The 11,759-nt window shown below is 58.0% G+C and carries 10 protein-coding genes and 1 pseudogene; 7 read left to right on the forward strand and 4 right to left on the reverse strand.

Translation table 11 applies throughout. From position 1 onward, the window contains the following. The first annotated feature begins 4 nt into the window (after positions 1–4). The 5 genes from I9H09_RS23160 to fdhA all read left to right on the forward strand — a co-directional run bounded on the left by I9H09_RS23160 (position 5) and on the right by fdhA (position 6,358). On the forward strand, positions 5–301 hold the full coding sequence (locus tag I9H09_RS23160) for a sarcosine oxidase subunit delta (protein WP_122325126.1): 297 nt from the start codon (positions 5–7) through the stop codon (positions 299–301). Further along, on the forward strand, positions 298–3,318 hold the full coding sequence (locus I9H09_RS23165; protein WP_122347775.1) for a sarcosine oxidase subunit alpha: 3,021 nt from the start codon (positions 298–300) through the stop codon (positions 3,316–3,318). Before I9H09_RS23160 ends, I9H09_RS23165 begins: the two co-directional genes overlap by 4 nt. Before the next feature lie 51 nt (positions 3,319–3,369). After that, positions 3,370–4,002 carry a sarcosine oxidase subunit gamma gene (locus I9H09_RS23170; RefSeq protein ID WP_122325124.1) on the forward strand — a complete coding sequence of 211 codons (633 nt, stop codon included), beginning with the start codon at positions 3,370–3,372 and terminating at the stop codon, positions 4,000–4,002. A gap of 249 nt (positions 4,003–4,251) precedes the next feature. Further along, a complete protein-coding gene (gene purU / locus I9H09_RS23175) occupies positions 4,252–5,109 on the forward strand; it encodes a formyltetrahydrofolate deformylase (RefSeq protein ID WP_122346861.1) in 858 nt (285 codons plus the stop codon). Positions 5,110–5,158: 49 nt separating this feature from the next. Next, positions 5,159–6,358: a formaldehyde dehydrogenase, glutathione-independent gene (gene fdhA / locus I9H09_RS23180; protein WP_024670526.1), complete on the forward strand. Its 1,200-nt coding sequence runs from the start codon at positions 5,159–5,161 to the stop codon at positions 6,356–6,358. Between the two features lie 43 nt (positions 6,359–6,401). Here fdhA and I9H09_RS23185 read toward each other — a convergent pair. Beyond that, positions 6,402–7,357, reverse strand: a pseudogene (locus I9H09_RS23185) (RHS repeat-associated core domain-containing protein). A gap of 227 nt (positions 7,358–7,584) precedes the next feature. On the opposite strand from I9H09_RS23185, the gene I9H09_RS23190 reads away from it, so the two are divergent. Continuing rightward, a complete protein-coding gene (locus I9H09_RS23190) occupies positions 7,585–8,148 on the forward strand; it encodes a DUF2780 domain-containing protein (RefSeq protein WP_236502246.1) in 564 nt (187 codons plus the stop codon). Here I9H09_RS23190 and I9H09_RS23195 read toward each other — a convergent pair. Both I9H09_RS23195 and yihG read right to left on the reverse strand, forming a co-directional pair. Next, positions 8,128–9,195 carry an RHS repeat-associated core domain-containing protein gene (locus I9H09_RS23195; protein ID WP_122325127.1) on the reverse strand — a complete coding sequence of 356 codons (1,068 nt, stop codon included), beginning with the start codon at positions 9,193–9,195 and terminating at the stop codon, positions 8,128–8,130. The two genes, I9H09_RS23190 and I9H09_RS23195, sit on opposite strands and share 21 nt — an antisense overlap. A gap of 71 nt (positions 9,196–9,266) precedes the next feature. Further along, positions 9,267–10,160, reverse strand: coding sequence for a 1-acylglycerol-3-phosphate O-acyltransferase, YihG family (yihG, locus tag I9H09_RS23200; protein ID WP_122346862.1), 894 nt, complete (start codon positions 10,158–10,160; stop codon positions 9,267–9,269). A gap of 193 nt (positions 10,161–10,353) precedes the next feature. On the opposite strand from yihG, the gene rloA2 reads away from it, so the two are divergent. Beyond that, the gene (gene rloA2, locus I9H09_RS23205) at positions 10,354–10,857 is read left to right on the forward strand and encodes a retropepsin-like aspartic peptidase RloA2 (RefSeq protein ID WP_005896400.1); all 504 of its coding nucleotides are present in this window, start codon (positions 10,354–10,356) and stop codon (positions 10,855–10,857) included. Positions 10,858–11,081: 224 nt separating this feature from the next. Here rloA2 and I9H09_RS23210 read toward each other — a convergent pair whose 3' ends face one another. Beyond that, complete coding sequence (locus I9H09_RS23210) at positions 11,082–11,711, reverse strand: glutathione S-transferase family protein (protein WP_122325121.1); 630 nt, start codon at positions 11,709–11,711, stop codon at positions 11,082–11,084. Between the last annotated feature and the right edge of the window lie 48 nt (positions 11,712–11,759).

The following is an 11,759-nucleotide window of genomic DNA, read 5'->3' on the forward strand; positions in this document are numbered from 1 at the left end:
GTCCATGCTTTATATCTTCTGTCCTCACTGTGGCGAACTGCGCTCCGAAGAGGAATTCCATCCCGCCGGTCAGGCGCACATCCCGCGCCCGCTGGACCCCGCAGCCTGCACCGATGAGCAGTGGGGCGACTACATGTTCTTCCGCGACAACCCGCGTGGCCTCCATCACGAGTTGTGGATTCACGCCGCCGGTTGCCGCCAGTACTTCAACATGACGCGTAACACGGTGACCTACGAGATTCTCGAAACCTATCCGATTGGTACGAAGCCGCAGTTCACGGATCAGGGAGACAAGGTATGAGCCAGACCCATCGTTTACCCAATGGCGGTCGCATCAATCGCAGTAAGGTGCTCAACTTCACCTTCAACGGCCAGACCTATCAGGGCTTTGAAGGCGACTCGCTGGCTTCTGCTCTGCTGGCCAATGGCGTCGACATCATCGGTCGCAGCTTCAAGTATTCCCGGCCACGCGGGATCTTCGCGGCGGGTTCGGAAGAACCCAACGCCGTGTTGCAGATCGGCGCGACCGAAGCAACGCAGATCCCCAACGTGCGTGCCACTCAGCAAGCGCTCTATTCCGGCCTGGTAGCGACCAGCACCAACGGCTGGCCGAACGTAAACACCGACCTGATGGGCATTCTGGGCAAAGTCGGCGGCAAGCTGATGCCGCCGGGTTTCTACTACAAAACCTTCATGTATCCGCAGTCGTTCTGGATGACGTACGAAAAGTACATCCGCAAGGCTGCAGGCCTGGGCCGCTCGCCGACCGAGAACGACCCGGATAGCTACGACGCGATGAACCAGCACTGCGACGTGCTGATCGTTGGCGCAGGCCCTGCCGGTCTGGCGGCTGCGCTGGCAGCAGGTCGCAGCGGCGCCCGGGTGATTCTTGCCGACGAGCAGGAAGAGTTTGGCGGCAGCCTGCTCGACAGCCGTGAAAGCCTGGATGGCAAACCGGCCGCAGAATGGGTGACAGGCGTGGTTGCCGAGCTGAAAAGCCTGCGCAACGTGACGCTGCTGCCCCGCGCCACAGTCAACGGCTATCACGACCACAACTTCCTGACCATTCACGAGCGCCTGACCGATCACCTCGGTGATCGCGCGCCCATCGGCATGGTTCGCCAGCGTATGCATCGCGTGCGTGCCAAACGCGTGGTACTGGCCGCCGGTACTCATGAGCGGCCATTGGTCTATGGCAACAACGATGTGCCGGGCAACATGCTGGCCGGCGCGGTTTCGACATACGTTCGTCGCTACGGCGTGGCGCCGGGTAAAAAACTCGTGCTGTCCACCAACAACGATCACGCCTACCGCGTGGCACTGGACTGGCTCGACGCCAGCCTGCAGGTGGTCGCCATTGCCGATGCGCGGCACAATCCCCGCGGCCCGCTGGTGGAAGAAGCGCGGGCCAAAGGCGTTCGCATCCTGACCGGCAGCGCGGTGATCGAAGCACGCGGCAGTAAACATGTTACCGCTGCGCGTGTTGCGGCCATCGACGTCAAGGCGCACAGCGTCACCAGCCCTGGCGAATGGCTTGATTGCGATCTGGTCGCCAGTTCGGGCGGCTACAGCCCGATCGTGCATCTGGCCTCGCACTTGGGTGGCAAACCGTTCTGGCGCGAGGACATCCTCGGCTTCGTACCCGGCGAAGCACCACAGAAACGCATCTGCGTGGGCGGTGTGAATGGTGTCTACAGTCTGGCTGACAGCCTGGCAGATGGCTTTGAAGGCGGCGTTCGCGCTGCCAGCGAAGCAGGTTTCAAGGTTGTCGAGGGCGTGATGCCCAAAGCCCTCAGCCGTGCCGAAGAACCGACGCTGGCGTTGTTTCAGGTGCCACATGAAAAAGGCACTGCGCGAGCACCCAAGCAATTCGTCGATTTTCAAAACGACGTGACCGCCGCTGCCATCGAACTCGCAACCCGCGAGGGTTTCGAGTCGGTCGAGCACGTCAAACGCTACACCGCGCTGGGCTTCGGCACCGACCAGGGCAAGCTGGGCAACGTCAACGGCCTGGCCATCGCTGCTCGCTCGCTTAGCGTGTCGATCCCGGAAATGGGCACGACCATGTTTCGCCCCAACTACACGCCGGTAACATTCGGCGCTATCGCGGGGCGACACTGCAAACATATTTTCGAGCCGGTGCGTTTCACTGCACTGCACGCGTGGCACGTCAGAAATGGTGCGGAGTTCGAGGACGTGGGTCAGTGGAAACGCCCTTGGTACTTCCCGAAGAACGGTGAAGACCTGCACGCCGCTGTTGCCCGCGAATGCAAGGCTGTGCGTGACAGCGTCGGCCTGCTGGACGCATCGACCCTGGGCAAGATCGACATTCAAGGCCCGGATGCACGCGAGTTTCTCAACCGCATCTACACCAACGCCTGGACCAAGCTGGATGTAGGCAAGGCGCGTTATGGCCTGATGTGCAAGGAAGACGGCATGGTCTTCGACGACGGCGTGACCGCCTGCCTCGCCGACAACCATTTCCTGATGACCACTACCACAGGCGGTGCTGCGCGCGTCCTGCAATGGCTGGAAATCTATCAGCAAACCGAATGGCCGGACCTGAAGGTGTACTTCACCTCCGTGACCGATCACTGGGCGACCCTGACGCTGTCCGGCCCCAACAGCCGCAACCTGCTGAGCGAAGTCACCGATATCGATCTGGGCCGTGAAGCGTTCCCGTTCATGACCTGGAAGGAAGGCCTGGTCGCAGGTGTGCCGGCGCGGGTGTTCCGCATCTCGTTCACAGGCGAGCTGTCGTACGAAGTCAACATTCAGGCCGATTACGCGATGGGTGTTCTGGAAAAGATCGCCGAAGCAGGCAAGCAGTACAACCTGACGCCTTACGGCACCGAAACCATGCACGTATTGCGGGCCGAGAAAGGTTTCATCATCGTCGGTCAGGACACCGATGGCTCGATGACGCCGGACGACCTGAACATGGGCTGGTGTGTCGGCAGGACCAAACCGTTTTCCTGGATCGGCTGGCGCGGCATGAATCGCGAAGACTGCGTGCGTGAGCAGCGCAAGCAACTGGTTGGCCTCAAACCCGTCGACCCGACCAAGTGGCTGCCGGAAGGCGCGCAACTGGTGTTCGACACCAAGCAGACAATCCCGATGAGCATGGTTGGCCACGTGACCTCCAGTTACGCGCACAACTCGCTGGGCTACTCGTTTGCGATGGGCGTGGTCAAGGGCGGCCTGAGCCGCATGGGCGAGCGAGTGTTCGCGCCGCTGGCAGACGGCAGCGTGATCGAAGCCGAGATCGTTTCTTCGGTGTTCTTCGACCCTAAGGGCGAGCAGCAGAATGTCGAATGAAACGTGGTGCGCCGATCAACCGCAGCAAGCAGAATTCAAGGCAGGTAACTCATGACCACAGCGAACGTTTACCAGCAACGCCCGACCACCGACGTCAAAGCCGAGTCGCCACTGTTTCATGCAAACCTCGACAGCCTGATAGGCAAAGGGCGCGCCAACCCCGGTGTGTTCCTGCGCGAAAAGAAGCTATTGGGCCACCTTACCGTTCGCGGCGATGCGCATGATCCGGCCTTCGCCGCTGGCGTACACAAGGCGCTGGGCATGGAACTGCCAGCGGCACTGATGCTGGTAACCAGCGGTGAAAGCTCATTGCAATGGCTGGGGCCGGACGAGTGGCTGCTGATCGTGCCCAGCGGCGAAGAGCTCGCAGCAGAGCAGAAGCTGCGAGAGGCGCTGGCTGGCCTGCATATTTCCATCGTCAATGTCAGCGGTGGCCAGTCGATCCTTGAACTGACCGGCCCGAAGGTTAGACAGGTTCTGATGAAGTCCACCAGCTACGACGTACACCCGGACAACTTCCCGGTGGGCAAGGCAGTCGGCACGGTGTTCGCCAAATCGCAACTGGTCATCCGGCGTACCGGTGAAGAAACCTGGGAACTGCTGATCCGCCGCAGCTTCGCGGATTACTGTTGGCTGTGGCTGCAGGATGCGAGCGCCGAGTATGGGCTGAGCATTCAGGCATGATCAGCACGAGAAACCGTGCTGAAACCTCATCGGCTTTCGCGCTCATGGCTACACACAAGTCTTGAGATGACCATTATGCCAATGCTCCGCCTTGGCATGCAGTTCGTGACGCACAGCGCCACAAAATGCATTACCACGCGGAGCATGGGAACGAGAATCAAGGGACGCAAAGCGTCCAGGCCTGAACGTGCGGTTTTGCACGATTGCCTGTCGGTTTGTGGACAACGAATATTCAGGAGCACTGATTGAATGAGCCGCGCCCCAGACACATGGATTTTGACCGCCGATTGCCCCAGCGTACTGGGCACGGTGGACGCGGTGACCCGCTTTCTCTTTGAGCAGGGCTGCTACGTGACAGAGCACCACTCGTTCGATGATCGCCTGTCCGGGCGATTCTTCATTCGCGTGGAGTTTCGTCAGCCCGAAGCATTCGACGTACAGGCGTTCAAGGCAGGATTGAGCAAACGGGGCGAAGCGTTCGGCATGATCTTCGAGCTGACTGCGCCCAACTATCGGCCAAAGGTGGTGATCATGGTCTCGAAAGCAGATCACTGTCTCAATGATCTGCTCTACCGCCAGCGTATCAATCAGCTTTCAATGGACGTGGTCGCTGTGGTGTCCAATCACCCTGATCTTGAACCGTTGGCTGGCTGGCACGGAATTCCGTACTACCATTTCCCTCTGGACCCGAACGACAAACCTGCACAGGAAGCCAAGGTCTGGGGCGTGATCGAGGAGTCCGGCGCAGAGCTGGTAATTCTCGCCCGCTACATGCAGGTGCTGTCACCTGACCTGTGTCGCAAGCTGGACGGCAAGGCGATCAATATTCATCACTCGTTGCTGCCAGGTTTCAAAGGCGCCAAGCCTTACCATCAGGCCTATAACAAGGGCGTGAAACTGGTCGGTGCGACCGCGCATTACATCAACAACGATCTGGACGAAGGCCCGATCATTGCCCAAGGGGTGGAAGTGGTCGATCACAGCCATTACTCCGAAGACCTGATCGCCAAGGGCCGAGACATCGAAGGGCTGACGCTGGCGCGCGCGGTGGGTTATCACATCGAACGGCGAGTATTCCTCAACGCCAACAGGACGGTGGTTTTGTAGCTGCAACTGTTTTTCCCTCTTTCACCACAATAAAAGCGAGGCGACATGTATGTCTGGTAATCGCGGTGTAGTTTATCTCGGCGCTGGCAAGGTCGAGGTGCAGTCCATCCCCTTCCCGAAAATGGAAGACCCACGCGGCAAACGCATCGAGCACGGCGTCATTCTGCGTGTGATCTCCACCAATATCTGCGGCTCTGATCAGCACATGGTTCGCGGTCGCACGACAGCGCAGACCGGGCTGGTGCTAGGCCATGAAATCACCGGCGAAGTGCTGGAAGCCGGACGCGACGTTGAGCACCTCAATGTCGGTGACCTGGTTTCCGTTCCTTTCAACGTGGCGTGCGGCCGCTGCCGCAGTTGCAAGGAGCAGAACACCGGCGTCTGCCTGACAGTCAACCCTGCCCGCCCCGGTGGCGCTTACGGTTATGTCGACATGGGCGACTGGGTCGGCGGTCAGGCCGAGTACGTTCTGGTGCCTTATGCAGACTTCAACCTGCTCAAACTCCCGGACCGCGATGCAGCGATGGAGAAGATTCGCGACCTGACCTGCCTGTCCGACATCCTGCCCACCGGCTATCATGGCGCAGTGACCGCTGGTGTGGGCCCTGGCAGCACGGTATACGTCGCAGGCGCTGGCCCGGTCGGCCTTGCCGCTGCTGCTTCCGCGCGCCTGCTGGGTGCTGCGGTGGTGATCGTTGGCGACGTCAACCCGACCCGTCTGATCCACGCCAAGGCTCAGGGCTTCGAGATTGCCGACCTGTCTCAGGACACGCCTCTGCACGAGCAGATCGCCGCCCTGCTGGGCGAACCCGAAGTGGATTGCGCCATCGACGCAGTAGGCTTCGAGGCACGTGGTCACGGTCATGCAGGCGCACAGGCTGAAGCACCCGCCACGGTTCTGAACTCGTTGATGGGCGTGGTAAGAGTAGCAGGCAAGATCGGCATTCCCGGCCTGTACGTGACCGAAGACCCAGGTGCCGTGGACGCCGCAGCAAAAATGGGCAGCCTGAGCATTCGGTTAGGCCTGGGCTGGGCCAAATCCCACAGCTTCCATACCGGCCAGACCCCGGTCATGAAATACAACCGCCAATTGATGCAGGCGATCATGTGGGACCGCATCAAGATCGCCGATGTCGTCGGTGTCGAAGTGATCAGCCTGGATGACGCACCACGTGGTTATGGGGAGTTCGATTCGGGCGTGCCGAAGAAATTTGTGATTGATCCGCATGGGTTGTTTGGTGGGGTGTAGGTTTGTCCAACACCTCACTTTTAACACTAATAACTGAGCTTCATTAATCCCACACGCCGCGATCCCGCTGTCTTCGGTTTTCTTTGTTCACTCTGACCAAAGCAGGGCTGAGGCTGAGGCGGGCACGGGGCGTGGCTGTGGATTGAACATAATCGTAACTAGGCGGCGCGGCCAACTCCAAAGCGCTTTCGGCACTAGACAACTGGCCCTTAAGGCGACTTTGCCTACGCAGGTACTCGGGAGATGGAGTAATACCCTGCGCTTTCAGTGTTCGTACTTTTTCCTCTACGTACTTTACTTCAAACTTTAATCCTACATATTCATGCCAATTTGCATCCCGATTTTCCGTTGTTGCAGCTTCATATGTCGGTGGTTCATCAAGTCTCGCTTTCATAGTACCCTGCCTACTTCGCGCAGTGGCTGGGGCTGGGGCTGGGGCTGAACTTAATGCTTGGCTTCTAGGCCTTCTAAGTCGACTGAACATATGCCCACTTGAATCAACCCGATTAACCGGATCCCCACCGCAATACGCATAAGCATTCAACCCACCCTCGCCAAACGGGCTCAGACTGTCCGGACTATTAAACCTCATCAATACCGGATTGAACGCCCTATACCCATTCCCCAGCAAATAGTGACCCGTCACCGGATCACCCGCTGGCCTGCAAAGCCAGGCAGGTTCATAGGCCCTGCTGAAGGGTGACGTTGCCCATAAGGCGTGTAAGCAAACGCCACGCCCTGAGCAGCAATCACGGACAGCTGTTGATCCGTCGCCAGCAATGCGCAATCGCTCAGGTTGTTTTCCGTCCGTCGCTGCGCCAGCAAATACTCGTCCGTACGCAGAAGCGTATGCTGGATCTGTCCCTGGATTTGCGCCGCCAGACGATTCTTCTGATAGAAAAACCGGTTGTCGCCCTGCACTGCGGGCGAGCAGCTGGCCAAGCGGTCAGTTGCGTCATAACTGTACGTGCAGAGCACGACAAGACGGGCAGAAGGCATAAGAGTCACCCACGGAGATCAATGATTACTACTGATTCTGGGCGTCTTATCTCTAGCTGCAAAGCTGGCAGAAATGCTAGGCCCGTATCCTCGCCTGCCTGAGTCGGTTCCGACCGCATGAAATAACTGGCTGTCTTCGGCGTCTTGGGAACAAGCCCCGGTTCCTCCAGTCAAATCGTCTGCTTACCGCTCACTCACGAGCGGTTCAGGTTGATAAGGGTGACCCGATGAAAACTGCACGTGGTATGGCTTTGGTAACGTTGATGGCGATCGCGGCAAGCCCGGCGTTTGCCTTCAATCTGAATGACGCCGCGAATGCGGTCGCCAATGCCACGAATGGCAATCAGAATGCCACGGCGGCACCCGAAGCGGCTGGCTTGCTCAATATGCTGGGTAGCCAATTGAATGTCACACCTGAGCAAGCTGTCGGCGGGACGGGCGCATTGTTGGGGCTGGCCAAGAACAAGCTGACCGGCGCTGATTACTCGCAATTGAGCAAATCGGTCCCTGGACTGGAGCAATTGTCCGGAACGTCGGCGCTTGAGAGTCTGGGCGGCGCAAACGGGCTGGGCAGCCTGCTCGGTGGAAAGTCCGGTAACAACTCGATGCTCAACAGCGCGCTGGGCAATGTGCAGAACATGGGCGACGTGAACACTGCCTTCAAGGCACTGGGCATGGACAGCAGCATGGTCAGCCAGTTTGCCCCGCTGATTCTTCAATACCTCGGGCAGCAAGGTGCCAGCGGTTCGGCGTTGCAGAGCTTGAGCGGGTTATGGGGTGCGGGGAGCTGATCTGATATTTCGGGCCATGCGGGGCGGGCTGTTGGATAATGCCAATCCTCTTTTCAACAGTCCGTGATCGTTCACTCCCTCGCCAAAAGCGCCAAAAACATTGAAAACCGCGCCTACGATACCGTTCGAGCGGGTGCGTGGATCAAGAATTTGCGGTACCCAAGTCGCAGCCGCCGCTGCGTGAGCTCCAGCATTGCTCATGTCTCCGGCATTTACGCTGTGTGCCAGTTGCAGATAGCGCTTGGCCTGTGGCTTTGAAAGGCTATTATCACCATAGCTGGCAAGGTTTTTATTGACGAAATCCAGTTTACTAATGAAAGAGTTCTTCTTATCAAGCTCATTAAGGCCGTCATCGAGATACTTTCTTGCCCCCGTCATGTTCCCTGAAAAACCAGGATTTTTAGTCATAGCCTGACGAGCAGCCCCTATCACTTCGCCTATATTGATATTCAATGACCCAAGTACTCGAAGACGTTTGGCGTGCGTAAACGCCATTGCAAAAAAACCCGAGACAGGGATGTGCCCAGTCGGATCGCTATAGTTCACAGGGTCCCCAATGCAGTAGGCGTAGCTGTTCAACCCTCCCGCTTTAAATGGACTCAGCGTATCCGGACTGTTGAAGCGCATCAGCGTGGGGCTGAATGCGCGTGCTCCGTTTCCCAGCAAATAATGGCCGGTGACCGGATCAATCGTATTCCCCTTGAAACCAGGTAAGCCAGCTGAGGATGTTGACGAGGATCGCGTGCCATAAGGACTGTAGGCAAACGCCTGATGTCGTTTAGACTCAAGCTTATGCAGCACCGAGCTGGCTTGATCTGTGGCGAGCAAATCGAACAGAACCCTGTTTGCTTCTGCCCGGCGCACTGCCAGTAAAAGATGCTTTGCCTGAACAATACAATTCTGGGAAATACCCTGTATCGCTGTAGTCAGGCGGTTTTCTAGATAGAATCGCCTGACCACTTCCTGACCCGCTGGCACAACGCTCGCCAGCCGATCCAGTGCGTCGTAACGGTATAAACCAAGTTGTAAAACTTCGGGCGATGACATGAAAGTGGCCTCTCGCAGAATCAAAGACCACTCTCATCCTCCTGCTGCGCCCCGTCTAGCTGTCAGAAATATCAGTACCCGGACAACTCCAGTCGCAACGCCGCAATACGCGCATCTTTCTCAACCCAGAGCTGATTGACCCAGCCCTGCACTTTTTCGCGAAACAGCGGGTCGTTTTCATAGTCTCCCTGCCACAATGCGGGGTCTAGCTCACGGGTCTTGATATCGACGATCACCTTGGAAACACGCCCGCACAGCATGTCCCAGAAACCCGGAATGCCTTTGCCCGGGTACACCACGGTGACATCCAGGATGGCGTCCAGCTGTCCGCCCATCGCTGCCAGCACAAAAGCGACGCCACCGGCCTTGGGCTTGAGCAGGTAGTCATAAGGTGACGACTGTGCAGCGTGCTTGGCCGGCGTAAAGCGCGTGCCTTCCAGGTAATTGACGATAGTCACCGGTTGCCGCTTGAACAGCTCGCAGGCGGCCTTGGTGATTTCCAGGTCCTTGCCTTTGAGTTCCGGGTGCTTTGCCAGAAAAGCTTTGCTGTAGCGCTTCATGAACGGGTAATCCAGCCCCCACCACGCCAGGCCCAGCAGCGGTATCCAGATCAGCTCTTTTTTCAGGAAGAACTTGAAGAACGGCGTGCGCCTGTTAAACGCCTGAATCAGCGCGGGAATGTCCACCCAAGACTGGTGGTTGCTGATGACCAGATACGACGTATCGCTGCGAAGGCCCTGGTCACCGCGTATGTCCCACTGTGTGGGGATGAAGGCGGCGAAAATGAGTTTGTCGACTTCGGCCCACGTTTCGGCGATCCACATGACAGCTTTCGAGCAGCGATCACGCATCCGGCCTCTGCATAGCAGTTTGAGCAGGGCAAAAACCAGAAGCGGGCCGATCAGCACCAGGGTGTTGATCAGCAGGAGTAAGGTAACGAAACAGCCGGTGAGCAGACGGCGCATAGCAGACTCTTGAGGGTTCAGGGGTGGCAATAATAAAGACCCTCGCGTTTTACGCCAATCCGGCAGGCAGTTACAAATGTTTCACGTGCTGGCCTGTAGGCTGGGTCTACATTTATGCTGCCGAACCAACCCACGGTTCGCTGTCTAAAACCGGGCGCCATTCTGGCGTAGCCCATTGCGAGGAACCTTTTACGTGAAACCGATCCTGGCGCTGTTGTCCCTGCTGGCTTTGCCGGTCATGGCTGCTGAACCCACGTTGTACGGCCGTTACGAAAACATAAAGGTTCTGGAGATAGGCCAGACCTTCAAAGCCAAGATGGACACCGGCGCGCTCACCGCTTCGCTGTCGGCCAAGGACATCGAACTGTTCAAGCGTGATGGCGATGACTGGGTGCGCTTCCGTCTGGCGACCAAAGGCGCCGACGACAAGGTGTATGAGCACAAGGTGTCCCGGATCAGCAAGATCAAGGGTCGCGCCGAAGGCGATGACGAAGATGACGACGTTGCAAGTGCAGCCAAGCGCCCGGTCGTGGATATGGAGCTGTGCCTGGGCAACAAGAAACGTACGGTCGAAGTCAATCTGGTGGATCGCAGCCATTTCAACTTCCCGCTACTGATCGGTGCCAAGGCGTTGCGCGAGTTCGATGCGGCGGTCAACCCGGCGCGCCGCTACACCGCCGACGAGCCTGATTGCTAATACGCACCAGGCTGTAGAGGTGTTCGCCAGAACACCTCTTGTTTGTCACGCGTCTGGGATAGGGTCGGTATATTCTCTGGGCATTTGTCGTTTGACCGATTGCCTTCGCGGACGAGTCCGCTCCCACAAAAACAACATTGCTTGTGATCTCTCACACAAAACCATTGTGTGGGATGTTCAGGCCGTGCGTGTAACGCCGAGCGCTTCTGAAGGCAGCGTACGAGTCACGCCGGCGGCTGGGTTGCCAGCATCGACGGACGCTTGCTGACCTCCAGATACCAGCTCGCCAGCCTCGGGCAGGTGTTGCGCCAGAGCAAATCCGGCTGGCGAAAGTCCAGATAACCCAATGCGGCGGCCACACTGATCGAGGCAACGTCGAAAGACGAGCTGAGTTCGGTCATTGCATCCCGTTCGAAATAATTCAGCGAGCGCTCGATCTTCTGCTGCTGATTATCCAGCCACTGGTCCCAATGCTTTTCTTGTGGGCGCAAAGCCCTTTCATAGCGAATCAATACGGCAGCGTCGAGCACCGCATCGGCCAGCGACGCGAGGGTCAGGCGCCTCCAGCGTGACGAACCTTCGCGAGGGATAAGCGCAATGCCGACATGCTGATGGTCCAGATAATCGAGAATGACCCGGCTGTCATGAATGACATTGCCATCGGCCAGACGCAAGGCCGGAAGCTTGCCTGCGGGGTTGTCATCATTGAGTTCCGCCGACGGGCTCACTGGCGTCAGCACAGTGGGCTGCAGCTGCACACTGTCGAGTTGTCCGGTTTCGTGGAGCATCACCATCACTTTACGAGCAAAGGGCGAAGCTGCGTTGAAGTACAACGTCATCGTGGGGGCTGACATAGGTGTTCCTCGAATGAGACAGGCTTCCAGACTAGCCAGCGTACAGGA

This window comes from Pseudomonas tremae, from assembly GCF_023278125.1.
Classification (GTDB): domain Bacteria; phylum Pseudomonadota; class Gammaproteobacteria; order Pseudomonadales; family Pseudomonadaceae; genus Aquipseudomonas; species Aquipseudomonas tremae.

What these genes read in the sequence shown, in the direction of transcription:
- I9H09_RS23160 (WP_122325126.1), top strand. Translation starts at nt 5, where the DNA reads ATGCTTTATATCTTCTGTCCTCACTGTGGCGAACTGCGCTCCGAAGAG.
- I9H09_RS23165 (WP_122347775.1), top strand. Translation starts at nt 298, where the DNA reads ATGAGCCAGACCCATCGTTTACCCAATGGCGGTCGCATCAATCGCAGT.
- I9H09_RS23170 (WP_122325124.1), top strand. Translation starts at nt 3,370, where the DNA reads ATGACCACAGCGAACGTTTACCAGCAACGCCCGACCACCGACGTCAAA.
- purU (WP_122346861.1), top strand. Translation starts at nt 4,252, where the DNA reads ATGAGCCGCGCCCCAGACACATGGATTTTGACCGCCGATTGCCCCAGC.
- fdhA (WP_024670526.1), top strand. Translation starts at nt 5,159, where the DNA reads ATGTCTGGTAATCGCGGTGTAGTTTATCTCGGCGCTGGCAAGGTCGAG.
- I9H09_RS23190 (WP_236502246.1), top strand. Translation starts at nt 7,585, where the DNA reads ATGAAAACTGCACGTGGTATGGCTTTGGTAACGTTGATGGCGATCGCG.
- I9H09_RS23195 (WP_122325127.1), bottom strand. Translation starts at nt 9,195, where the DNA reads ATGTCATCGCCCGAAGTTTTACAACTTGGTTTATACCGTTACGACGCA.
- yihG (WP_122346862.1), bottom strand. Translation starts at nt 10,160, where the DNA reads ATGCGCCGTCTGCTCACCGGCTGTTTCGTTACCTTACTCCTGCTGATC.
- I9H09_RS23210 (WP_122325121.1), bottom strand. Translation starts at nt 11,711, where the DNA reads ATGTCAGCCCCCACGATGACGTTGTACTTCAACGCAGCTTCGCCCTTT.